Annotated in this window: 18 protein-coding genes, 1 tRNA gene and 1 pseudogene; 7 read left to right on the plus strand and 13 right to left on the minus strand. The window is 64.2% G+C overall.

The genetic code is table 11. The features are described from left to right. Nucleotides 1-958: 958 nt before the first annotated feature. Nucleotides 959-1,522, minus strand: coding sequence for an RICIN domain-containing protein (locus KV110_RS25030; RefSeq protein WP_218469724.1), 564 nt, complete (start codon nucleotides 1,520-1,522; stop codon nucleotides 959-961). Nucleotides 1,523-2,561: 1,039 nt separating this feature from the next. Next, the gene (locus KV110_RS25035) at nucleotides 2,562-3,185 is read right to left on the minus strand and encodes a TetR/AcrR family transcriptional regulator (protein ID WP_218469725.1); all 624 of its coding nucleotides are present in this window, start codon (nucleotides 3,183-3,185) and stop codon (nucleotides 2,562-2,564) included. A gap of 159 nt (nucleotides 3,186-3,344) precedes the next feature. Here KV110_RS25035 and KV110_RS25040 point away from each other — a divergent pair, with 159 nt between their 5' ends. The 3 genes from KV110_RS25040 (at nucleotide 3,345) to KV110_RS25050 (ending at nucleotide 5,948) form a co-directional block, all read left to right on the plus strand. Further along, nucleotides 3,345-3,968: an MspA family porin gene (locus tag KV110_RS25040; protein WP_218469726.1), complete on the plus strand. Its 624-nt coding sequence runs from the start codon at nucleotides 3,345-3,347 to the stop codon at nucleotides 3,966-3,968. Nucleotides 3,969-4,039: 71 nt separating this feature from the next. After that, the gene (locus tag KV110_RS25045; protein WP_218469727.1) at nucleotides 4,040-5,293 is read left to right on the plus strand and encodes a hypothetical protein; all 1,254 of its coding nucleotides are present in this window, start codon (nucleotides 4,040-4,042) and stop codon (nucleotides 5,291-5,293) included. A gap of 28 nt (nucleotides 5,294-5,321) precedes the next feature. Continuing rightward, nucleotides 5,322-5,948: an SMI1/KNR4 family protein gene (locus KV110_RS25050; protein ID WP_218469728.1), complete on the plus strand. Its 627-nt coding sequence runs from the start codon at nucleotides 5,322-5,324 to the stop codon at nucleotides 5,946-5,948. A 577-nt stretch (nucleotides 5,949-6,525) separates the two neighbouring features. On the opposite strand, the gene KV110_RS25055 is transcribed toward KV110_RS25050, so the two are convergent. Further along, on the minus strand, nucleotides 6,526-7,059 hold the full coding sequence (locus tag KV110_RS25055; RefSeq protein WP_218469729.1) for a DUF1772 domain-containing protein: 534 nt from the start codon (nucleotides 7,057-7,059) through the stop codon (nucleotides 6,526-6,528). Between the two features lie 86 nt (nucleotides 7,060-7,145). On the opposite strand from KV110_RS25055, the pseudogene KV110_RS25060 reads away from it, so the two are divergent. After that, nucleotides 7,146-8,141 (plus strand): annotated as a pseudogene (locus KV110_RS25060) (fused (3R)-hydroxyacyl-ACP dehydratase subunits HadA/HadB); the annotation flags it as partial. Between the two features lie 372 nt (nucleotides 8,142-8,513). Here the strand turns inward: KV110_RS25060 and KV110_RS25065 are convergent. Together KV110_RS25065 and KV110_RS25070 are read right to left on the minus strand one after the other, a co-directional pair. Continuing rightward, entirely contained in the window at nucleotides 8,514-8,771 is a 258-nt protein-coding gene (locus KV110_RS25065; protein ID WP_218469730.1) for a hypothetical protein, read from the minus strand. A gap of 422 nt (nucleotides 8,772-9,193) precedes the next feature. After that, the gene (locus KV110_RS25070; protein ID WP_218469731.1) at nucleotides 9,194-9,448 is read right to left on the minus strand and encodes a hypothetical protein; all 255 of its coding nucleotides are present in this window, start codon (nucleotides 9,446-9,448) and stop codon (nucleotides 9,194-9,196) included. Nucleotides 9,449-9,585: 137 nt separating this feature from the next. Here KV110_RS25070 and KV110_RS25075 point away from each other — a divergent pair, with 137 nt between their 5' ends. Continuing rightward, the gene (locus KV110_RS25075) at nucleotides 9,586-10,374 is read left to right on the plus strand and encodes a hypothetical protein (protein ID WP_218469732.1); all 789 of its coding nucleotides are present in this window, start codon (nucleotides 9,586-9,588) and stop codon (nucleotides 10,372-10,374) included. Here KV110_RS25075 and KV110_RS25080 read toward each other — a convergent pair. Together KV110_RS25080 and KV110_RS25085 are read right to left on the minus strand one after the other, a co-directional pair. Further along, nucleotides 10,356-10,440: transfer RNA gene (locus KV110_RS25080), tRNA-Leu, on the minus strand. The two genes, KV110_RS25075 and KV110_RS25080, sit on opposite strands and share 19 nt — an antisense overlap. A gap of 131 nt (nucleotides 10,441-10,571) precedes the next feature. Continuing rightward, a complete protein-coding gene (locus KV110_RS25085; protein ID WP_218469733.1) occupies nucleotides 10,572-11,441 on the minus strand; it encodes an NAD(P)-dependent oxidoreductase in 870 nt (289 codons plus the stop codon). A 145-nt stretch (nucleotides 11,442-11,586) separates the two neighbouring features. Between KV110_RS25085 and KV110_RS25090 the strand changes: the two genes are divergently transcribed. Next, nucleotides 11,587-11,946 carry a winged helix-turn-helix transcriptional regulator gene (locus tag KV110_RS25090; protein WP_281427682.1) on the plus strand — a complete coding sequence of 120 codons (360 nt, stop codon included), beginning with the start codon at nucleotides 11,587-11,589 and terminating at the stop codon, nucleotides 11,944-11,946. A 264-nt stretch (nucleotides 11,947-12,210) separates the two neighbouring features. On the opposite strand, the gene KV110_RS25095 is transcribed toward KV110_RS25090, so the two are convergent. The 5 genes from KV110_RS25095 to KV110_RS25115 all read right to left on the minus strand — a co-directional run bounded on the left by KV110_RS25095 (nucleotide 12,211) and on the right by KV110_RS25115 (nucleotide 21,232). Next, complete coding sequence (locus KV110_RS25095; RefSeq protein ID WP_218469734.1) at nucleotides 12,211-12,555, minus strand: hypothetical protein; 345 nt, start codon at nucleotides 12,553-12,555, stop codon at nucleotides 12,211-12,213. 10 nt (nucleotides 12,556-12,565) lie between these two features. Continuing rightward, complete coding sequence (locus tag KV110_RS25100) at nucleotides 12,566-19,273, minus strand: putative T7SS-secreted protein (protein ID WP_218469735.1); 6,708 nt, start codon at nucleotides 19,271-19,273, stop codon at nucleotides 12,566-12,568. Nucleotides 19,274-19,275: 2 nt separating this feature from the next. After that, nucleotides 19,276-19,893: a type VII secretion target gene (locus tag KV110_RS25105; RefSeq protein ID WP_218469736.1), complete on the minus strand. Its 618-nt coding sequence runs from the start codon at nucleotides 19,891-19,893 to the stop codon at nucleotides 19,276-19,278. A gap of 22 nt (nucleotides 19,894-19,915) precedes the next feature. Next, on the minus strand, nucleotides 19,916-20,302 hold the full coding sequence (locus tag KV110_RS25110; RefSeq protein ID WP_218469737.1) for an SseB family protein: 387 nt from the start codon (nucleotides 20,300-20,302) through the stop codon (nucleotides 19,916-19,918). 123 nt (nucleotides 20,303-20,425) lie between these two features. Then, the gene (locus tag KV110_RS25115) at nucleotides 20,426-21,232 is read right to left on the minus strand and encodes an SGNH/GDSL hydrolase family protein (protein WP_281427683.1); all 807 of its coding nucleotides are present in this window, start codon (nucleotides 21,230-21,232) and stop codon (nucleotides 20,426-20,428) included. On the opposite strand from KV110_RS25115, the gene KV110_RS25120 reads away from it, so the two are divergent. Further along, entirely contained in the window at nucleotides 21,231-22,019 is a 789-nt protein-coding gene (locus KV110_RS25120; protein ID WP_218469739.1) for an AraC family transcriptional regulator, read from the plus strand. The two genes, KV110_RS25115 and KV110_RS25120, sit on opposite strands and share 2 nt — an antisense overlap. A 1-nt stretch (nucleotide 22,020) precedes the next feature. Here the strand turns inward: KV110_RS25120 and KV110_RS25125 are convergent, their stop codons facing one another. Continuing rightward, a complete protein-coding gene (locus KV110_RS25125) occupies nucleotides 22,021-22,980 on the minus strand; it encodes an arginase family protein (protein WP_218469740.1) in 960 nt (319 codons plus the stop codon). Between the last annotated feature and the right edge of the window lie 175 nt (nucleotides 22,981-23,155).

Genomic DNA, 23,155 nt, shown 5'->3' on the forward strand with positions numbered 1-23,155 from the left:
TGCCTGCTCTGCCCGCTGGCGGTCTTCGCGCCCCATCATGCGGGGAATCTGTTGCGGCTCAGGGCGTCTTTCGGACGCCAGTGGCGGCAAATGCCCTCTGCTCCGTCTCTGGCTGTCTTCGGCCCCTTACGTCCTATCTGACCCTGGCCGACGCCGACGCCCCCGGTCTGGTCGAAGGTCTCTACCTGGAAGTGTCGGTGCCTCTGGAAGATTCCGCCCCGGAGCCAGCGCCGCGCGCCGAGTGTGAGCGGCCGGTCGCCGACGGGCTGTCGCTGTGCCAGACGTGCACCGACGGCGTCGTGACCGACCTTCGCGAGGTGCCGAGCCTGCTCGCCGAGCTGGCGATCACGCGAGCCGCGACGTGTAGGCTCGCCGCGCGTACGTTCGGCCGAGACGCCCCTGCCCGTGCGGGCCACGAGTTACCGCGCCACCATGCAGGGTGACCGTGCGCTGTCCCAGCTCGAAACCACGGTAATCGGCTGGACCGGGTCCTCGCCGAAACCCTGGGCGTGACACCGGATATCGGAAGCCCGTGCTTGCTCGACCTCGCTCGGCAGCATGCGGCGGTGACGGGCGAGACCCTGCGGCGCTGTCGTTGATCGCGCCGACCCAGCTTGAGCAGGCCGCAATGTGGCTGGCACGGCACCCCCACCAGCTCCGCGAGCATGAGGCCGCGCACGAGTTGCTCGTCGACGTGTCGCGCGCACTGGCCGAGATTCGGCGAATCGTTGACCGGCCGATCGAACTGCGGTGCCTCGGCCCCTGCCCGGCCGTCCTCGACGACGGGAGCGAATGCCGGTGGGAGCTCGCAAACTGTGACCATGCATACCCGTCGGTATGCATGGTCACAGTTTGACCACGAATCCTGCGATTTCCGGTTCCGGATGGAAAACCATGGCACTGGAGGGGGCCGGGTGGAACCCTCCCTCCAGGGGGTCGGGCGTGTACAGAGGATTTGTTATTTCACGGGCTTGACCACCCAGGTCCCGCGGGGTCCCTGGCAGTTATTATCCGGATTGCCTGCGAGCGCGCCCGTCTTGTTGGTTTGCCAGCACAGTGTCTGGCCTTTCTTGCCACGGGGGATTGGTCCGGTGATCTTCTTGGTAGCCGGATCATATGTCCAGCGTTGCGCATCCTTGCTGTTGCAATCGTACAACTCCGCGCTGACTACCACACCCAGACATTTATTGATCTCTCCATTTTTGAGGCGAGTTGGCCCGGTGCCGTCGATGGCGATCCATTTATCTAGATCCGGCAAAGGATCGTCTTCAGGATCTTCTTCGGGTGCGGGGCAATCTATAACCCCTATGGGAGATTTAGCGTCATATGTTCCGACGCATGCTTCGTATCCCATGGAATTGTTTGTGATCTTCACGGTCTCGGCTGGCCAGTCAGCGAGGGCGGGTTGCGTGATGAATATGGGGATCGCCGTGGTGGCAGCTACGAGCAGCGGCAGCACGATCGCGCGGCCTGTAGGCGTTTTCTCGCGGAGTGATGTTGCAGGCTGAACCAGTAAATGCACTAAGGTGCTCCTCTCCCAATGGATATCGACCAGCGCACTGCGAGTAGCGTCTCTCCAGACGACCAGGACCATCGTCAACCCACAGCCACATGAGGGTGTCTGGGTATCGAATATCGGTCTGAGGTCTCATCCGGAACGCCACCGGTTGATTCGTTGCGTATCCCGCCGTGGATGGGTCGCACCCCACCGATCGCGCATTCCTGGTCGGGCCTTACGGTATCGGCGAACGCCTTGCGGCGCGGTCTTTGCGTCCGATGTGAAATCATCTGAGGAAGGACGCCGACGAGGCAGGTGTAGGCCGGGAGGGCAGCCTTGGCGGCATCTGCAGCGGCGCGGGATGCCGATGACGCGTCCTTAGCCGAATCAGCCGCCTCGACCGCGGTTTTGACAGCTTTTTTGGTCTCGCGCGTGGGATCCTCACATTCCTTGGGCGTGAGAAAGGAGGCTACTACTCTGGTGCGACCCTCGACGTAGCGAGCACGGGTGCGAGCCTGGTCGATCAAAGCATCGCCGGAATCGGCAGCAGTATGGATACCGACACCTGTGCTCGGCAGCGCCCGAGCGGGACCCGCCACCGGGCCGACGAAAGAGAGCACTGCTGCTACGGCAACAGCTGCGAGCGGCGCATACAGAACGCGTATACGACCTCCACCACCGACACCCACGAACTCTCCCCCAGACGACGAAAAGACATCGGTCCCCAGGTATTCGATCCAGAGCTGGCCCGAGATTGGTCACCTACCGAAATCGCGCGATACCGACAGCTCGCACATCGGCAATACCGACGGAGGGCGGAGGCAGGGTGCGTGCGTTTCGGGTCCGGATGCCATCGGCAGATCGGTATTGGACAGTGGTGGATGACCATCCTCGATGGCGTCGCGGTCGCCGACGATTACTTGCGGGAGCTGAGGTTCGGGCGGGACGGGCGGAGTCGACCGAAAACGTCGCCCCAACATAGGCAACCCGCACCCATCGCCACCCAAAAGCGCCACACGGCGACCCGGGCCGAGCACCGAGTTGGCATGGTGGATCGGCTCTATCAGTCCCCGGTCTTCGTGTGTGCTTCGAGGTAGCGGGTCAGAGCGAGGGTTCCTTCTGCGAGGACGACGGGGTCACCGCCCGGGGTGCGGCGGTAGGCGAGCTCGACCACGCGGTCGCCGAGTTCGACAGCGAGTTCGGTGATCAGCGGGTCGGTGGTGGCGGGGAGCATGCCTCTCGTGATGAAGGCTTGGTGGATCATGTGGGCCATACGGTGCCGGTGGGGGCGGGCGTCGGCGATGTCGCCGGTGTAGTGGCCTTCGTAGTACATCGTCACCAGGGCGGGGTAATCGCCGCGGTAGAGCTGGCGATGCAACTCCAGCAGCTGCTCCACCATCTCCGGCAGGGTGGTCGCTGGCAACGCCGCCAAGCGCTGGGGGAACTCTTCGTCGAGGCGATCGATGATGCGCAGCGCCAATTCACCCAGCACCGCTTCACGATTGGCGAAGTACTGATACAGCGTGGCGACGGGCAGTTGGGCGCGTTCGGCGATCGCGCGCGTGGTGACCGCTTCCGGCCCTTGCTCGTCCACTAGTTCTTGGGCCGCGCTCAGCAGTCGCTCGACCCGTTCGCGGCTGCGTTCCTGAACTGGCTCTCGTCGGCGGTGTTGACGTTCTGTGGCCACGCAGGTCATCTTGACACGACAAGAATATGAACCTGATTCATGTTCATGTTATGGTTCTGGCGTTGGGCCGAAGGGGGGTTCAACTGGACGAATTCGCCTGTGGTACAGGCTAATTCGTCATCATCCGATTGCTCGATGTTGTCTCCATGCGGGGTATTCATGCGTATTCGTGGCACGAAGGCAGGACTTTTCGGATTGCTGACCTGCGTAATGGTCAGCGCGATGGGCAGCGGCACCGCCGCTGCCGAACCGCTAGCGGATAAGTCGCGGGAGGTCACCACCGACGACGGCTGGCAGATGCGGATCACCAAGACCGACGAAAACCTCGACAGGTACCCCAATCTCGCCGCCACCCCGTTCACCCGTGAAGGGTTCGTCAGCCTCAAGGCGGTCACCGACATCGACGGCATGGGCACCGCACCGGTGAACGCCGGAACCATCTCACTCGGCTATCAGATCGGCTGCCAGGTCGACGTAACCAACGGCATCACAATCGGTTTGGCTATCGGCCCGAGCATCAGCATCGGCCTCACCAACTTCGGTGTCGGTGGTAGCGCGAGCATCTCGCCGTCGGTGACCCTCAAACCCGGCACGATCACCACCATTCCGTTTGCCACCAAACCCTTGACCGGACGCCACGGCTCGATCACCTCCGACCAGGTCCACATCAAAATCGACGGCTGCATGGGACCGGTGAGCCTGCGCTCCTACGCCCAGGTCAACATCACCACCCCCACCGCAGACAACTCACTAGCCGTCTACGGCGACCCGATCTACCTGTGAGACAACCCATGTCACCAAACAGGACAGCTACGGGGTGCGCGTCGGTCCGGCGTGGCTTCGGCATCGTCGTCATGGTCGCGGCGCTGGCCGCCGGTATCGGCCTGATAGTCGCCGCTAACGGAACGCCGGATGCGGGCGCGAAACCGATCAATCCGTATGTGCCGTGCCCGCAATGGCAGGAAATGCATCCCGGCTGGCCATGCTGGGGCAACTTCCCCGAGATCGAAGAACCAACCGCCCCCACGCTGCTACCCACTCCACTCCAACCATCGATACCCACCGGCCCTCCGTCCGCACCTCAGGCTCCACCGCCCGCTGCGGCACTGACCCCGCCACCACCGAGCCCAGCACCGAATCCGTGCAAGGCCATCATCCCCATCCCCGGATACCTGCCACCCGCTCTCCCCGGCCATCCTGACAATCCGTCCTGTTCGTTGGATCAGAAGGCGCCAAAACAACCGCCGAAACAACCGACGAAACCGCCACCGACGCCGCGGGATCCGCGCGAGCCGGCCCGCCCGGAGTCGTGCCCGGTGAGTCCTCTGAGCAGCGAAGAAGTGCACTGGGTCGTCAGGAACATCACCGGCCCGCTGGAAGCTGAAGACGGATCCGACGATCCCCTCGTGGCCAGGGTCATCCAACGCGTCAACCAACTCAACTCGGAGTGCCACGGCACGAAGGAAGAGATCATGGAGACGGCCTGGGAAGAGGTACGGGACGACTGGTACGGCAGGTATCGCTGGCGCCACATCAACCGCGACCGTAAGAGGACGTGCTATCCCGCCGACGTCGACAAGGACTGCGAAGGATTGGTCGCGGTCTGCCTGCCCAGCAAGAACAGCAAGCGTCTCCCCGCCAATATGACCCCCGCCCAAGTAGGGGCTCTGGAATATCAGCTCCTCCAGTACATCAAGGCCGGGAACGAGCTCACCAACAAAAACCGCGGACTTCCGTTGGACAGGAACAAGCTCACGGGTGCGGAGGAGGACCTTGCCGAGGATGCGAGAGATGATCAGCACAGCAGGTTCCGGTCCATCTACCACCCTCCGACGGTTAACACCGTTTGGTACCCCTCGGGAAAGATCGTCGCGGGTCATCTCCCCGATACCGTATGGTCAGGAAACCCGAACCCGGCCCAGGAGTACTGGATGCCGATGGACTTGAGCTTGAACGGATCCATCGGTGGACAGTCGAGGGCGTACCCGGAGTACTACAAAGTGCGTGCGTTCGTTCCGGGTGAATGGATGGATGGCGTGGGGTGCGTGCCGCGTGCCGATCCGCCGGCAGGTCTTTTAGACGCGGTGCCGAACACGCAGGCGCCCTAGAGAACCTGAATGCGAGAGGGAGCCGAACATGAGGTTATTTCGAACCACGACGATACTGATGGTGGCGCTAGCCGCGGCCGCAGCCTGCTCGGCGCCAGCAGGAGACCACCCCGGCGACTGGTGCACCGACGTGATCGCGGCCCTGACCAGTGAGCGGCAACGCTGGTACGACTACGACAAAACTCACGGCGGTGAGAACGACGATCTGACATGGAGGCTCACCCGACCCGACCCGCCCGCCACCGCGGAGCAGATCGGTGCCGCCGAGCGACGCCTCGAGAAGCGGTTCGATCGCCAGTTACGGCAGTGGCTCGAACACGCGAACGGCTGGCCTGTCGTTTTCGGCACCATCAGCCTGTTCTCGACAGAGCAGCTGGCCAAGGACTCGCCAGAGCGCGAAATCTTCGTGGAGATGCTCGAGGAAACCGGCACGACCACAGACGATTTCGGGGTGCGCTCGTTCGACGACCTCATCCTGATCGGCACCAACAACATCCAAACCCGCTTCGTGCTTACCGTCGGCTGCGAAGACAACGGTGACTGTGACAGCGCGCCAGTATGGGAATTCAACGGCGAAACTACGAAGTTTCTCAGCCTCCGCGACTACCTCACCACAAGGGTTGAGCAGATGAAGAAGCTGAAGCGGTCGCCGTAACTGAAAGCCCTGGCTAGCGCCTCGGTCGCCGACCAATACGAACCCGAATAGTGCTTCTGGCCGTGATACCAGCGGAACCTCCGCCACGGAGCCGCCCCGCTCAGCATCTCAGCCCTTACCCCCCAGCGACTGGACCTGCCCAGATCCACCAGCACGCCGAAAAGCGACCTCGATAGTATCGACGCCAACCAACCGCCGAGACCTCCGCGCACTTGCGCTCGCCAACTCGAAACCTCCCGCCACGGAAGCTAACTGGCGAAGATCATCCACCCATCAGCCCGCAGCGGGAGCAGAATCTCAAACTACGACAGATCCGCTACGACACTGTCAATCATTCTGAGTTCCGACATGAGTTTTGAGACCCTACACGGGCATGCAATGTCCTCTAAGCGGCGGACACGTCCGGACAACCAGCTGTCCGCTGGAACCGCGCTCGCCGTAGTGGCGTTCTCAGGGGGTTTCAAATCCGTGGCCTGACATGGTACCGAAGACACCCCCCGTAGAGTTGTACGACGGTTCTCTGGGGTGTGCAGCTCTGTGGCTCCACATTGTAACAGCGGAGAACGGGGAGTGAAGATCAACAAACGAGGGCATGCTCGGCCGCGGAATTCGCTCGCGCCCCCGCGAGGACCCGGGCGCGGTAGATCGAGAACACCGCGGCTATCGCCAATACCGCCGCCGCGAGCGATGCGGCGATCCGGAATCCGTGTCCGACAAGGAATTCCGTCACCGCGCGCTCGAGCTCCTCCACGGTGTGCTGGTCTCGTTCGCCAAAGATGCTCGCCCGCGGCCACTGGTAGAGAACCGACAGGAACTGACCACCGATCAGGAAAATCAGCGATGCGGCGATCCAACCCCGCGCCTGCCGTGCCCACAGCGCGACCACGATCGCGATCACCGCGCACAGTGTCATCACCATGCCCATCGGGCGCATCACGGCACCGATATCCACCACGGTCATGAACTCGTCGGACAACGCCAGCGACTCCGGCACGCCTCGAAACATGTTGGGATACAAGAAGATCGTCTCGGCGACAGTGATCGCGAAAACGAGACTTGCGACCGTCGCGTACGCGCCGACGGTCGCAAGTTGAATAGTAGTTGACCTCATAAGGCCGACGCTATAACCGCGAGTTCGTCCAACACATCCGGCGCCGTCCCCCAAGCCGTGTCAGGGTGGCCCCTGGATGACGTGACTTGTGCGATCGTCGGCACTTCGATGTGGCTGGGCTGGTGGGGCATCGCTACCGGACAGACGACTACTACGAGGTGGGGCGTGAGAAGATCCGCGAGTACGCGCGAGCTGTGCAGGACTTCCACCCGGCGCACTGGAGCGAAGCCGCCGCTGGTGAGCTCGGATACGCCGGTCTGCTCGCGCCCACCACGTTCATCTCCACCGTCGCGATGCTGGCCAACCGCAGGCTGCTCGAGACTGTCATGACCGGCTACGACGTGGTCGTGCAGACCGATCAGGTTTTCGAAATGTACAAGCCAGTGCTCACCGGCGACCGGTTGGTCAGCGATGTCGAACTGTCCTCGGTGCGTCGGATCGCGGGCAAGGACCTGCTCACCATCACCAACACCTTCGGCGACCAGACCGGTGAGGTCGTGCAGATCATGCACACGACCGTCGTCGGCCTCACCGGCGAGGATGTCAACGCCGAGATCAGCGACACGATCGAGCGCGTCATCATGAGCGGGCTCGACACAGCCTCTCGAACCTAGGTCGGAACTGATGTGGGCGGCCCGCTGGTGACAGATCCGGATTACGGGACCGCTGTATGTCTTTCGGCGATCTCACGAACGCGTGTCCCGCGCACCATGTTCCGATTCGAGGACATAGCCGTCGGTGACGAACTTCCCTCTCGGTCTGTGCGCCTGACACGCGGCGATCTGGTGAACTACGCCGGGGTCTCCGGGGACCCGAATCCCATCCATTGGCATGACGAGGTCGCTGCGCTCGCGGGTCTTCCGGATGCGATCGCCCACGGCATGCTCACCATGGGTTTGGGGGCGGGATTCGTCACCGGATGGCTCGGCGACCCGGGCGCGATGATCAGATACGGCGTTCGGCTGTCGAATTACACGGTCGTCGAGGCTGCCTCCGCTGGAACGGTGCAGTTAACCGGACGCATCAAGTCAGTCGATCCCGCGACCGGGACCGCGGTCGCCATCCTGGTCGCTGCCGGTGGGAGCTACGCGCCCAACTCGGCGCAAGCTGGGTCCGGTGCGGCCGGTGCCGCACACAGCACGAAGTCGCCGAGATCCTCGACACTGTGCGCGCAGCGGCCGAGGAGATGCTCTACAGCCTCAGCGACCTTATTCGAGTGACCGAGAGCATCGGTGCTGCGGTGCCGAAATCGACGCTGTACCGCGGTGGGCTCGCGAACGCCGGATCGGGCCTCGCGCATGGCAGCACGGCGACCGGATCACCGATCACCCGATCGACGCCACCTCTGTGCACGTCTACAGACTCGGCGACGCGCTCACGCTGGTGCGGTGAGAGGCACAACAGCGGCCAGCGTGATGCTCGACGGTTGCGGTCCGTCTGTGTCAGTTCAGATTTCAGTCTTTGATCTTGTCGATCAGTTTCTGAAGGCGGTCAATCTCCGCACACGCCTCCTCGTCTCCGCCCTTATCACAGTCCATCTCGTGGTCCTGTTGTTGCTTCTTCAATTCACACTTCCTGTACGCCCCGTACGACTCGCCCGTTTCGGCACATGTGGGGTCGGCGGCGGTTGCTGGGCCTGCGTAAACGGCGGCGGCGGACATCGCTGCTACGAAGGTGACCAGTGTTGTGCTGATCCAGCGTCGGATCGACATGTGCCTCCTTTGTCCTTAGAGATCGGGAAGGTCCCGCACCGCGAGTGGTCCGGGCCTGTAGTCAGTCGGTATTCGTTTCTACCGAGCAGAAGGATGGGTACCGCGCTTGTTGGGTTGTGCCACGCCCAAAGAACACGTGCGACTCAGTCTGACCGGATCTACTTGTATCGAAGACGTGCTGGCACTGACTGGCGCGGCGAGACGCGTAGGCGGGAGGATCGGCCGCATGAGCGAAGAGGGCGCAACGATCGACGCGTTCATACGCGCACGCCTTGCCGAGGACGAGGCGAATGCCCACGAAGAACGCCAGTTGTGGCAAGTCGAGGCGACGCGAGAGGCGTTCGTCGGCATCCTCGAATACACCGGAATGTGGGAACTCTTGGTTGGTTCCCGGCCCTCATCGGCAGAGCAGGCGTCGACGGCTATCGCCGAAATCCGCGCGATTCGCGCGATGGCGGCCCGGCACACTGCCGATCACCGCGCCGGGCCAGCTCGAACAGGCCCCCTTGTGGCTTGCCCAGCATCGCCGCGAGGTGCGCGCGCACGAAGCCGCGCACGACTTGCTCGTCGAGGTGTCCGGCGCGCTCGCGCAGATTCGGTACGTCGTCGATCGGCCGGTCGAGCGCCGGTATCTCGGGCCGTGCCCAACCCTGCTCGACGACGGGAGCGAAGGGCATCCGGCACCGCGAAGGTGGCCCGTGGTCGGGGCTGGCACTGGCCGGATTGATCGGGGACCAAACACGAAGAACTACTCGACCGCGACGACGTCGCAGCGGGCAAAGTCGTCCGGTTTCGCAGGTCGAGCAACGACCGCGTGATCCGCTCGCGCAAACCCGCACATCCCGCAATCATCAGCGTCGAGACCTACACCCAGGTACAACTCGCGCGCCGAGCACGAGGAGGCGGTGGTCTGCAGCGACGCGCCAAACTCGAACGCACTAGGGTTACCGGCCGCCAGCAGTATCGGTTTCGCAGCCGAATCCGCTGCGACGACTGCGATCGGAAGATGGAAGGCGGAATCAAAGACAACTCCGTCTGGTACCGATGCAGGGCGAGCACTCTCGCGCCCAGCAGCCCCGCACTCGAAAGTCACCCGAAGACGGTGAACCTGGCGGAGTCGCGACTCATCGTGCCGGTCAATAACTGGATCGCGACTGTCTTCGATCGACGCCATCGCGCCGAGACGATCGCGACGCTCATCGCCGCCCAGGCCGACAGCGACGGCGATCTCCAACGCCAACTCGTCCGTCAAAGACTTTCCGCCGCGGAGACGAAGCTGCGGCGGTATCAGGCTGCGATCGAAGCCGGGGTCGATGTACAAGCACTGATCAATCCGATGAACCAAGCGCAGGCTGAAAGAGCAATAGCCCGAGCGGAATTGGATGCGATCCCAACGATCCGGCGGATGACCGCAGGCGAACTGGAGAAGCTCATCGATTCTCTCGGCGACATCAGAGCGGTACTGACAGCTGGCGCAACCGAAGACCAAGCAGCCCTCTACGAAGCCCTGCACCTGGAAATAAAATACCGACACCGCCAACAGCTTGCTGTGGTCAGTGCCGGCATCCCGGTGGTTAACACGTGTGTCCGGAGGGGGACTTGAACCCCCACGCCCGTTAAAGGGCACTAGCACCTCAAGCTAGCGCGTCTGCCATTCCGCCACCCGGACCGGTGGTGCTCAGCAAGGTTATCGGATGTCGCCGCGTGGACCAAATCGCGGGTTGACCGCGTGTTTTGCCGGGGGGTGTGGGGTGGGTGGGAGGGCTTCCGGCGGGGTGGGTCGGAAGCCCTTTCCTTGGGTCAGATCAGTTCTTCGATGGTTCGGGCGAACTCGAGGGCACCGTTGCCGTCGGCGATCTGGCGGTCGATGAGGTTTTTGATGGGGGCGACGAAGTCCGTGGCGACGCCGGCGTCGCGGCTGGCCCGGTTGATGGCGTCGAGGGCGGCCTTGTGGAAGGCGAGGCTTTGGATGGGCTGGGTGTAGTCGCCGCTGTCGATGAGCTCGCCGTAGGCGGGAAACATCTGGGCCATGGCGGTGACCCATGCCGCGGCTCGCTCGGCGAACGCGCTCGCCGAGACGCCGACCGAGCGCATCATGGCCGCGCCGTGCATGAAGCCGCCGAACATGGCGTACATGTTGGCGAGCAAGGCGAAGTCATAGGTGGAAGCCCGTCCGGCATCGTCGCCGAAATATTCTGCGGCGGCGAGCAATTCGAGGGCTGTGCGGTGCTCGTTGAAGATCGCCTCGGAGCCGCTGTACAGGATGGACGCGCCCGGCTGACCGATCATGGGCGGGATGGCCATGATGCCACCGTCGAGGTAGTCGATGCCGTGCTCGGCCGCCCAGGTGGCCAGCTCGCGGGCCTCGTTGGGGGCGGTGCTGGTCAGATTGATCACCTGCCTGCCGGACAGTTCGTCGACCACGGGGTCGAGAGTGGTGTGCACGGAGGCGTGGTCGAACAGGACGACGATGATCGGCCCGCCCGCCTGCACCGCCTCGGCAACCGACGGGGTGCTGACCGCCCCGGCCGCGCCGAGGTCGGTGTCCTTGCCGGGGGTGCGGTTCCACACCGTCGTCGGATGGCCGCCCTTCAGCAGCGTGGCGGCCAGCGCCTGGCCCATCGCGCCTAGTCCGAGGACCGTCACCGGGGTGTTCGTGGTTTCCGCCATTGCGGGGTCAACTCCTTGGAAGTTCGTGAACAGGATGGTCAGCGCGCTGAAACCAACCCTGCTCGTTGCCCGCGATGGCGACAAGTACCTACTATTTGGTCCGGTACTTACCAATGGGTGTGTGAACAGGTAGCGAGGTCGGGCGTTGGGCGAAAAGAGATCTGGACCATACTTCTGCGGCATCGACGCCGCGATGGACGTGATCGGCGGCAAATGGAAAGCACTGATCCTGTGGGAGCTGGAGAACTACGGAGTCCGCCGCTTCGGCGAACTCCGCCGCGGCCTGCCCGGCGTCTCGGAGAAGATGCTGATCCAGCAGCTGCGCGAGTTGGAGGAGGACGGCATCGTCACACGCGAGGTCTATCGCGAGGTGCCGCCGCGGGTCGAATACCAACTCACCGAGCTGGGCACTGCCCTCAACCGCGCCCTCGAACCCCTCGGCGACTGGGGTCGTGACCGCATCGAGCGCATCGGCGCCAACCGCGTGCATCCGGTGACCACCTGACCCTGCCAGCGGTCAGTGCCCGGTGGAACGGTTGTGGCGGAAGGTATTTACACCGCCGGGTGCCGCCGTCAGTGGAGTCGAGCTGAGCGGCAACAGCCACACCTGCTGAGCGGGAAAGTCGCCAACCAGCCGAGTACGGGCCGGATATACACGCGCACGGTGGCCCCAACGTTTCGAGCCGCTACCCCCCGGGGTTCGATCAGTCGCAGCCAAGCAAAGTACCCGGCGCACTGACGGACCAGCCGACGAGTAGTGATGGGGTGACTATTCGTCCCTCCGCGAGTGCGTCCGCATTGTGTATCCAACACACGCCACGAGGCTGTCTTCGCCGTCCGATTTGAGCGCCAGGCATTTCACCCGATTCCAATCCGATTCCGGCAGGTCAGCAAAGCGTAAAATATCTTCGGCCTGCGATTCATCGGCTATGGCGAGTGTGAGTGGGTCGTAGTGTGTTTTGAGTTTCATCGCGATCACGTTGTGGAACTTCAGAACTATGAAATCGCTATCCGAATTCCTGCCAACGCTTCGTATTTCGAGTTCAGAATGACTGACCGAGTAGCGCCACGGCTTGAACTTTCTGTCGAAAAAAACTGGCAGGGATTCATTCAACCGTTCACCTTCATTCTGAGGTGAATGGATTGTCATAACGACTTCCGTTTCTGTAGAAGAACACCTTGGACCACGAGCTCCGATTATCTTGGATAAAGCTTAGTTCCCACGGCGTTGCGTGTCCATCGAAGATAGGATCGAGCCCCCGAGCTGCCTGGGAGGACGCGATCCATTGGGCATCGTCCATGCCGTCCAAATTGAAGTGAATTGGCGTCTGACCATCGCGAACGTAGGCTTTGAACTCGTTGACCCAGTCTTCACCGCCAGACGGCCAATCATGGTAGGACTTGGCTCCGACAGCCTCAGCGAAGTTTTGCAGTGTGAGTGGATCCCCGTCCAATTCGCTGAAGCCGAGCGCAATGCCGCAGCTCTCCGGAGTCAATCCTAGGGGGTCGCTCCAGGTGGTGGGGTTGTGGGGGTAGATGTTCGGGTTCGGGGCCGGCGCTAGTCCGAGGGGGTCTTGGGTGAGGAATCGGGCGGTTGCGGGGTCGTAGGTGCGGTGCAGGTTGTAGTGCAGCCCTGTCTCTGGGTCGTGGATTTGACCGGGGAAGCGCAGCGGCGTGCTGACGGGGCCATGCCAGGTGGTGTTGCCCCACAGGTCCGCGGTCGCGGTGGCTACGGTGTGGGCGGTATCGGGCTCGATCAATTCGACGGGCGTGCCGACCAGGTCGGTGACAATGGCGTAGAACTCGTGATCGATGCTGTTCTGATCGGTGGTTTGACTGATCGGGGTATAGGAGTCGGGCTGGTAATGCCAGCGGGTGACCGCGGCGGCAGTGACTTGCTCGATGAGATGCGTGCCGTCCCAGGTGTAGTCGACGCGTTCAAGAACAGCCCCGTCGTTGGACAATAGCTGCTTGGTCGTGCGGCGGCCGAGTGCGTCGTAGGTGTAGTGCCACCACTGCCGATCCGGTGTCCAGACATCGGTGAGCTGGTCGAAGCTGTTATAGCGATAGAACCAGGTCTCGGATTTGCGCGAGAGCCGCGTGCGGGTCTTGCGGATCAGCCGTCCGGATTCGTCGTAGTAATAGCGGGTTCGCCCGTCACGGATAAGCAGGTTGTCGCGGTACTCGCGCCGCTGCCCGAGTGTCCCCTGCTGAGGGGGCGCACCAGGACTGTCGTCGTGAACGCCCTGGTGCTCATCGACAGCGGACAGGGTCGCGGTGATGTTGCTCAACGGGTCGTAGGCGTACTGCTCGGTCACAGTGCTGTTGCGCAGGACAGTGGTGATGCGGCCGAGCGGGTCGAGATCGTAGGCCCGTTCGATCACATCGGCCTCGGGCCGGGCGGTACGGTGGCCGACGAGGTATCCGTCTGGGCGGTAGGTGAATTCGTCGCGCCGCAGTTGATAGGGTGCCGGGCGGGTGGACTGGCCCATGTCGAGGGACAGGGCTTGCGCGGGGAAGGCGATTACCGCTTGGTCCAAGGTGCGGCCGGCCTCGGTGAGATTTCGGGTAACCGCGACTTCACCGGTGCGCCAACCGGTTAGGCGTCCGAGGGGGTCGTAGCTGAAGGAAACCTCGTGGTTGTCGGTGCTGAGACTGTCGAGGCGGCCGACGATGTCGTGGTGCCAGGCAGTGGTGGCGCCGGAGGGGGTAGTTCGGTGGGTTCGATTGCCCCGCTGGTCGTACTCGAACAGCATCGGCTGCTGCCCGTCCAGCTGCTCGGAGGCGATCTTTCTGGTTGCGGTGTAGGCGAATTCGAGGGTATGCGTCGTGTCCGCGCCGATGCCATTGACAGCTGTCAGGACTGCGCCAGCGGGATTGTAGGTGTAGCGGATCCAGGTGTCGTCGGCGGCGATCTCGGTGAGGCGGCCGAGGATGTCATGGCGGTGGCTGCGGGTGATGCCCGTCGGCGGTGTGACGGTGGCGACCCGCCCCACCCTGTCATGGGTGTATCGGGTTGTGGCACCGGAATAGTCGGTTTCGGCGGTCAGCCGCCCAGCCCTGTCGTATGTGTAACTCCAACTTTGGCCGAGCGGGTTCTGCACGGCCGTGAGCCGACGCTCGGTGTCCCAGGTAAACCGAGTGACCGAACCCGCGGGGTCGGTGCGGGTCTGCGGGAGATCGAAAGCGCCGTAGGTGAATCGGGTTATGCCACCGGCGCGGTCGGTGTGGGCGAGTACGTTGCCCTCACCGTCGTAGGTCCAGGATTCGGAGTGGCCGTCGGGATCGGTTCTGCGGAGCAGTTTTCCGGTTGGTGACCACTCGTAGTGCGTTACCGCGCCGATCGAGTCGATGATCTGTGTCGGGCGTCCTGCGGCGTCGCGCTGGATCTGGGTGATCGCGCCGTGTGGCGCGGTGATTCGGACCGGTAGTCCGGCCGGGTTCACCTGGACTACGGTGCGTGCGCCGTTGGATTCGACGATCGTGGCGATGGCGCCGTTGGCGTGGTAGGTGAATTCGGTGCGGTCCCCCGCCGGGTCGATCATCGCGGACAGGTTGCCGTCCTCGGACCACTCGCGCTGCCAGATCGCGCCGTCCGGGGTGGTGATCTTGGTGGGGCGGTTTCGCCACAGGTATTCGATGAGGGTGGCGTTTCCGTCGGGGCGGGTGATTTTCGCCGGATCACCCGCGCCGTTGTAGAAGTAGGTGGTCTTCGCTCCGTCAGGGCCGGTGACGCTCAACGGTTTTCGGTCGGCGTTGTAGTCGATGTGGGTGCGGCCACCGGTGGGGTCCATGATGTCGCGGAGTTGTAATTCGCGGTCGAAACCGTGGGTGGTGACCGCGCCGCGGGAGTCGGTGACGGTGGTGAAACGTCCGGTGCCGTCGGGGAGCGGCAGATAGTCGAAGTCGGAGTTCAGGATTCCGTCGGTACCGCGTTGGAAGACCACGCGGCCGGACTCGTCGTAGGTGTTGACCATCTGGTTGCCGTTGGAATCGGTCCATGACGTCATCCGATGGTCGGCGTCGTAGGTGTAGCGGGTGGTTGCGGCCGCGGCGTCGGTGACGGCGACCAAAAGGCCTGCGGCGTAGGTGAATTCTATTATGGGCGTGGCATATTCGCCGAGGTCTGGATTGTCGGTGATGAGTGACAGGCCGGTGATGCGCCCGTGGTCCGAATGGATTCGGACGCGGTATCCACCCGAGTGGGTGACTTCGGTCGGCACGCCGTCGGCGTCGTAGTGGAAGCGGACGCGGTTGTGGTGGCGGTCGGTGATGGCCGAGATCGCGTAGTTGCCGAGGCGGGCTTCGATGCCGTCGAGGCCTAGTTCGGGGGCGAAATGCCAGATCAATTCGCGGCGCTGGTCCCATACGCGGTAGCCGCCGGAGTCGGTTCGGGTCAACGACCATTGCTGGCCCTCGCTGAGCGGGTGCACGGGGACCCCGACCTCGGCGTGTGGGTAGGCCAGCATCATGCCGTCTTCACCGATGAACGTTACGCCCGCATCCTCGATGACCAGCCGGACATCCAGGGTGGCCGACCAGGAAGGGCCGAACCAGCGACCGAATCGGTAGTTCGAGTGGTGAGCGCGCCGCAGTACCAGCGGCAGCACACCCGGCAGTGCGAGATCTGTTTCGGGAAGCAGGAATTCGCCGGTGCTGATATCTACCGGGTCGGTGGAACAGGTCTTCTGCTCCGGCGTGCGATCGGATTCCGAACCCGACTCGCGAGCCTGCTCGTGCGCGTTGCGGTCGGCGACTGCGCGGTCTTGCGGCGTCGGGTTGTCGGAGTCGTGGTCGGGTCGTGGTTCCCGATCGGGGTCGGAGTCTCGGTCAGACTTCGGGTCATGGTCGGACTTCGGATCACGGTCCGACTCAGGGTCACGATCGGACTTCGGATCACGGTCGGACTTCGGATCACGGTCCGACTCAGGGTCACGATCGGACTTCGGATCACGGTCGGACTTCGGATCACGGTCCGACTCAGGGTCACGATCGGACTTCGGATCACGGTCGGACTTCGGATCACGGTCCGACTCAGGGTCACGATCGGACTTCGGATCACGATCGGACTTCGGATCACGATCAGACTTCGAGTCACGATCCCGTGGTGGGTCTTCCGGACCCCGCGGACGGTCGTGCCCATCACCGCGATCGCGCGTTCGGTCCGGATCATGATGCGGGGTACGCGGATTCGCGTCGTCAGGTCCTCGGCGAGGTTCCGGATCCGATCGCCGCGGTGCATCCGGGTCGGACCGGGTGGACGGATCGGCGTGCGCGCGTTGCGGCGTATGGTCCGGAGTCGGACGACCGGTTGCGGGCGAATGAGGTTGCGTGCGGGCCGCCGGTGACGACTGCGGATCGGCCCGGACGGCGGCCACGGGTTCGCGGCTGGGGGTTTCCCTTGGCGTGGGGTCCGGATGCACACGTGTTGCGGGTTCGGGGCGCACGTGCGGCCTGGATTCCGGTTGCGTGCGCGGGGTGGTCGCCGGGTCGCCATGTGGACGGGTAGCAGGCGACGGGTCGGCGTGTGGGCGGGTCGGCGACGACGAGTCCGGTTGTGTGCGCGGTGTCGGACTGTCGGCGTGGGTGACCGGACTGTGCCACCCTGGCGTCGGGGCCGGATCAGTGCGTCCCGCGGGCGTGGTATCGGGATCGGTGCGCGGCGTCGGCGTGCCGTCATCGCGTCCGCCGGGTGACTGGTCCGAGTCGGGGCGATTGACGGGCGACTGGTCCGGATCTGGGCGCCCAGCGGGCGTGTGGTCGGGGTCCGGTCGAACCGGCTGTGCCGCATCGGGATTCGTCCTCGGCGTGCCGTCCGAATCGGGCGATGGGCGATCAGCATCCGGCCGTTGGGTGGGCGTCGGATCGGGATCCGCGTGCGAAGCCGGTCCCGGATCGTGGCGTGATTCCGGTGTCGGATCCGCATCCGGACGGGCAGTCGGGTTCGGATCGGCCTCCGTGCGCGGTGTGGAATCGGGGTCGGTGCGGGAGGTGGGGGAAGGATCGGTGCGTGTTGCCGGGTCGGGCTCGGTTCGCGACGTCGGCGTGGGATCAGACTCCGAACGCGACGTCGGCGTCGGGTCAGAGTCCGAACGCGAGGTCGGCGTCGGATCAGGATTGGCCCGCGGCGTGGGATCGGGATCAGCCCGCGGCGTCGGATCAGGATCAACACGCGGCGTCGGCGTGGAGTCCGACTGCGGCCGAGAAGCCAAGTCAGGATCGGGATCCGGACGCGGTGTGGGCGTCGGATCCGGATCCGCGCGGTTACCAGCGGGCTCGGTGCGCGGCGACGGATCGGGGTCGGACCGCGGCGACGGGTCCGGATCGGCACGCGGCGCCTGGTCTGGATCAGGACGCGAACTGGGCGTCGGATCGGGGTCCGAATGCGGCGTGGGGTCAGGTTCGGGTTCGGGTTCCGAACGCTGCCGCGGCGCCGGATCGGGTTCGGCACGCGTGTCCGGATTGTTCGCCGGCGACTCCGAGCGTTGCGGACTCGATTGCTCCGGCGTCGTCGACGGACCATCGCCCGTGTCGGCTCTCGGCGCGGGCGATTCCGGCCGACTGCTCGCATCGACCGGATTCGTCGGCGTCGGCCTGGTATCGGAATGCGGTGCCGGACCGGCACTCGGGCTCTCCGGCGTTGGTGTCTGCCCCACCCGTCCCTGCGGTTCGGTGGGCAGCCGTCGCCCGAGGTCACCGGCGTCGTCGGCGAAACGGGTGAGCCTGGACGCGTCGGTGATCTTCTTCAGCGCGCTGACCCCGAGCTTGGCGCTACCGGCACCGCCGGTAGCGGCGGTCAGCAGCGCGTCGCCGGTCAGCGCACCGAGGAATTCGAACGGATTGCGGCGCGCGTCGGACAATATCGCCGACACCGTGGCACCCGGATCGGCCGCTGCGACAACCAATCCCGTGCCGAGGTTGGAGAGTCCAGCGGCGTACTCGGCCGGGTGGGTCAGGTTGTAGATGTCGGTCGGATTGACCTGCCGGGCGAACTGGACGAGCCCGGTGAGGCTGGTGAGCAGACCTGCGGAGAAGTTCAACGCCCCGTGCTCGAGCACCCCACCCAAGTCCGAGATGTTGGCCATCCACCGTTCGGTGAACGGCGGCTCCTTCGGCGCCTTCTCGGTGGCCGCCGCGAACGCGCTGACCGCGACGGAAGCGCCGTTGTCACGTTGTGTTCGCGCGCCGCGCAGGATCTCGCGCGCCTGGTTGCGCATCGATGTCCAGGTGTCGACCAGCGGGGTCTGCGCCTGCTGTTCCCCGGAAAGCGAGTTCCACCAGGTCTTTTGCCTGCGTTCCTCGGCGTCGGCGGCCTTCCATTTATCGATCGCGTCCGCGGCCTTGCTCTGCGCGGTTTTCACCTCGTTGTGCCAGGCATCCATGGCCTTGGCGGCCGCGGTCATCGCGTCGGCACCCTCGAACCACAGCTTCGGTTGTTTGTCGTAGACCTCGTTGAACGCGTCCGCACCCGCACCGACCCAGTCGGCGGCGTCGATCTGCTTGAGGGCCTGGCCGGTGGAGTCGATCGCACTGGCCATCTTCTTCAAGGTATCTGCGGTGGAGCTGATTTCGGCGGGTTCGCCGCGGATCAACTCTTTGGGGTCTTCCGTCTCGCCGAGTTCCTCCTCATCGACATTGCCACCGGTGCCCGAGGCGATGTTGTCGCCGAGGTCGTCGAGGCCCTCCCCCAGGCTGTCGAGGCCGATCGCTTTCGCCCCGTCGCCGAGTACGTCCAACCCGGCGTCCGCGAGCTGACCGGCACCCTCGACGACCGATTCGACACCCTTCTCGATCGCGTCGCCGACATCATTGATGAAATCGCCGAGCCCCAAAGCTATTGCCCCCCTGACTCCTTCATGATGTCGGCGGCCGTCTTCGAGGCACCGGTGTTCCAGCCGGGCGTCTCGCCGGTGGCGAGGCCACTCAACGGGCTGACATTCGCCAACGCCTGTGGGCCGACCGCCTCGATCACCTTCATGTTCGTTTGCATCGTCTGCCCCGCCTTCTGGAACGACTCCGCACTGTAGTCCGCGTTGCGTATGTGGTTGAAGGCGTTGTCGGAGAAGGTATCTCCCCACGACCGCGAGGTGATCTGTTCGTCGGACAGGTGTGGGTTACCGGCCAGGTGCGTCCACATCTTCTTCAAGGTGCCCTCGGCCTTGGAGTCCATCTCGTGATAGCGACCTGCCGCGAGGCCGAGGGTTCGCGCGATCGAGTTGCCCGCCTGCACGAGTGCGCGCACACCCCACGACCAGCGCTCGGTGAACTCCTCGAAGGTCTTCTGCACCGTGTGCTTGCCTGCCTCCATTGTCGACAAGGTCAACAACGAGAAACCGCGCCCCATGTTGCCCGTTTCACCGATGCCCATATTCGACAGCTCACCGATGGTCGACTCGATCCCCTTCGCGGCTTGTACCAGCACCGCAGGGTCCACCTTCACCTGCTGTGTCATGACCGGCCTCCCGATTCTGTTGTTACTCGGTCACATCGGGCGGAAATGCCATCGGCGCCGACCCCACGACGTCGACAGTGACGCCGGTCGGCTGATCGCGTGTTTCGGCGTAAGCGAGCAGGCGCCACCCGGACAATGAATGATATCGATACTCCCGGTCGGCGTCGATGCCGCCGTCGGCCAGATAACCACGAGCCATCATGTATCGGGCGTACTCCTCGATGCTGGTGAAGGCGCACAACCAGTCGATGCCACCGAATTGCGAAACATACACGCGCTCGTCATCGGTCACCGGCACCAGCAGGGCAGCCTCCCGAAATGCGGCCAGCAGGGCGTCGGGTTGACCGAAGCCCGCATAGAACGCGGCTATTTCACTGCGCAGAGCGGCCCGGCCGTCGCCATCCCCCACGGACCTCCTCCTCGGTATGTATAGTCCGCTGAACGGAGCACATCATAGTTTACCCGCATGACTGGCGTTTTTCCGCAGGACCAGTATCTGCCATTGCCCATAATTCCTGTGGCACAGCCGGGCTCAGCGAGCGTCGATGAAATCACCGATCAGATCGGCGATCATCGCTGCACCCCTGCTGTTCTGGTGGACGAAGTCGGTCGTCAGCTCCAGCCCGTGCAGCCTGGCGATGTCGTCGAGGGACCGCCCCATCAGCAAGCGGTGCCGCGCGAAGACGCGCGCACGGAAAGCCGAGTCGTCGCGATATGGAATACATTGACGCGACCTGACCGATCGCAGATGCTCGATCTGCCGCTCGTACAGCGGCAGATACGCGACACCGTATGCGGCGGCGGTTTCCTTGACCACCCGGCTGAACAAGCGCGTCGTCCGCGCGGGCAGGGAGTCCAATTCCTGGCCGAGCACCGGCAAGGACAGCAGGGCGATCCGGGCGTTGGTCTCCTCCAGCAGCCGCTGGGTGATGGCGGACAGGTTCTCCCGATAATCGCCGATCGTCGGCATGGTCGGCAGCTTCCTGCGGCGCATCGACGCCAAAGCGTTGTCTTCACTCAGACTGCACCAGGCGTCGTTACTGCCGATCAGCACGGTCGCGATATCCGGTTGCTGCTCGATGATGGCGTCGAGGCGGGCCAACAGGCTGTAGGAATGGTCGCCGTTGACGCCTGCGCGGATAAATGTCATCAGACGTCCCTCGTTACGTGCCCGCAACATCGCGATGTAGTCCGCACTGTACTGACCAGAGGTGATACTGTCCCCGGCGCAGACCACAGTAGTGTCGAGAGTGCGAGTTCCGGATCTTGGCACCGTGTTCTCCTCTGTCCCCCACCATGTCTCGACGCAGCCACGTCCCTTGGCTAGCCTCTCAGTCATGACGGTTGCGCCGCTTCCGAAAACGTGCGGTGATCGACGACCGGTAATGTTCGTCCGCCCAAGCCATGTCTGTTATATCGGTCCGGACCTGACCGTCGCCGCGCACGCCACCTCGGTCGCTGTCCTCGGTGTCGGCTTGGACGCGCCGCTCGTCTTCCGGGCGCCCGGGCACGGGCCGACGACAACAGGCAGCGCGTTCGCTCCCGCACGGGCCGTGCACTCGATGCTCGCATCGGAGGGGCGGATCATGTTGCTCTTCATCGACCCGGCCGGGACGCCGATCGCCCCCGTTGCCGCGGCGATGCGCTCCTTCACCGGCCCCTTCGGTTTCGAGCACCAGCACGAGCGCGAACTCATTGCCGCGTGCGACAACAACTGCGATCCAGGAGCCCTACTGCGGCGTGCCGGAGTCCCCGCACCGGAAAGCGTGGACCCGCGGATCATCCAGCTGGCCGCGGCGATCCGGCGGGACCCCGTCCGGGTGTTCCACGCCGAGGAGACCGCCGCTCGACTGGGACTGTCGGCCTCGCATTTCCTGCGCCTGTTCGGGCGGAGCACCGGCACCACCTTCCGCCGCTACCAGCAGTGGGCACGCCTACGGCAGGTGGTTCATGGCATCGCGGCGGGCCACGATCTGTCCCGCTGCGCGGTGGATGCGGGCTTCGCCTCCCCGTCGCACTTCAGCGATACCTTCCGCAAGACATTCGGACTGTCCGCTACCGCCATGCTGGACTCGGGGGTCCGCTTCGATCTCGAAATGGACGACCTTCCGCCATCGAACCCGTGACTCACCTATCAGCGGACTCCGGAGTGCCGGACAGGGATTCCGCGAGATAGTCGACGATGCGGTGAGCATGGCGCCGGTCGCTGTCGAGATCGGGGTTGTAGATGGTCAATGTCATTCCGACACAACCGGGTTGGATGGCGGCGTCGGTTATGGCCGTGAGGTCCGACCAGTCGAGACCGCCCGGTTGCGGATAGTCCACGGCAGGCATCGCGGCGGTCGACAGCACGTCCAGGTCGACATGCAGCCACCAGGCAGAGCCTCGGCGACGGAACCGGCCTACGGCGATTTCCGTTGGTACGGCAGCTTTTTCGTGCAGATCGCGGTCGGTGAGCAGGGCGATGGTCGAGGCGAGCGAAGGCACTCCGTCCGCCTGCAACTCGGCCGCGTCGCGTGGGCCAAGGGCGACGACCCGGGTCGGGTCGAGGGCGGGCAGTTGATCGGCCAGCTCAGGAGGAAGCCGAGCGTCGGTACCGGCCAGCGCGAGGCCGAGTTCACAGTCCGCCGCTTCGCCGGTGGTGCTTCGCTTCGGCGGCCAGGCGTCCTCGTGCCCGTCCACGAAGACCAGCGCGACGTCATCGAGCACGTCTTGGGCGCCGCGCAAGGCACCCAACAGCACGGGGCAGTCACCACCGAGCACCAGGGGGAACTCCCCCGCCTCGATGCTCGCCGCGACCGCAGAGCGGACGGATGTGGTTGTCGCGGTGAGGGATTCCTGCGCCAGTAGCCCGCTCTCCGGGTCGCGCGATGGACTGGGCGTGCCGACATCGACGTCGCCGATATCGCGTACGTCGCCACGGTGGGCGCGAAGCGCGTCGAGGAGGCCGGCTGCGCGCAGTCCAGCTGGCGCCTTCGCCACCCCGCCGGTTGTCCCGGCGGAGTTGAACGGTGCGCCGATCACGGTCAGCAGTGGGTGGCCCTCGCATTCCTGCTCGCTCGGCGAGGCCAAGCGGAAGGTTCGCACCGAGGCCTCCTTGCTTCGAGGGTAACTCTCCGTCCACCGCCCGCTGCGATGCGGATCACATCTGCCTATTGAATGTGGCCCGCCTTGATGCTAAACATTGTGGCACGCAACGCAATACACGTTGCACAATACGCAACATGCTATGGGCGGGACCCCGAAGGACCTTGATGCTGCA

The sequence above is a fragment of the Nocardia iowensis genome (assembly GCF_019222765.1).
Classification (GTDB): Bacteria; Actinomycetota; Actinomycetes; order Mycobacteriales; family Mycobacteriaceae; genus Nocardia; species Nocardia iowensis.

What these genes read in the sequence shown, in the direction of transcription:
- KV110_RS25040 (WP_218469726.1), top strand. Translation starts at nt 3,345, where the DNA reads ATGCGTATTCGTGGCACGAAGGCAGGACTTTTCGGATTGCTGACCTGC.
- KV110_RS25045 (WP_218469727.1), top strand. Translation starts at nt 4,040, where the DNA reads ATGGTCGCGGCGCTGGCCGCCGGTATCGGCCTGATAGTCGCCGCTAAC.
- KV110_RS25050 (WP_218469728.1), top strand. Translation starts at nt 5,322, where the DNA reads ATGAGGTTATTTCGAACCACGACGATACTGATGGTGGCGCTAGCCGCG.
- KV110_RS25055 (WP_218469729.1), bottom strand. Translation starts at nt 7,059, where the DNA reads ATGAGGTCAACTACTATTCAACTTGCGACCGTCGGCGCGTACGCGACG.
- KV110_RS25065 (WP_218469730.1), bottom strand. Translation starts at nt 8,771, where the DNA reads ATGTCGATCCGACGCTGGATCAGCACAACACTGGTCACCTTCGTAGCA.
- KV110_RS25070 (WP_218469731.1), bottom strand. Translation starts at nt 9,448, where the DNA reads ATGCCCTTCGCTCCCGTCGTCGAGCAGGGTTGGGCACGGCCCGAGATA.
- KV110_RS25085 (WP_218469733.1), bottom strand. Translation starts at nt 11,441, where the DNA reads ATGGCGGAAACCACGAACACCCCGGTGACGGTCCTCGGACTAGGCGCG.
- KV110_RS25105 (WP_218469736.1), bottom strand. Translation starts at nt 19,893, where the DNA reads ATGACACAGCAGGTGAAGGTGGACCCTGCGGTGCTGGTACAAGCCGCG.
- KV110_RS25120 (WP_218469739.1), top strand. Translation starts at nt 21,231, where the DNA reads ATGACGGTTGCGCCGCTTCCGAAAACGTGCGGTGATCGACGACCGGTA.
- KV110_RS25115 (WP_281427683.1), bottom strand. Translation starts at nt 21,232, where the DNA reads ATGACTGAGAGGCTAGCCAAGGGACGTGGCTGCGTCGAGACATGGTGG.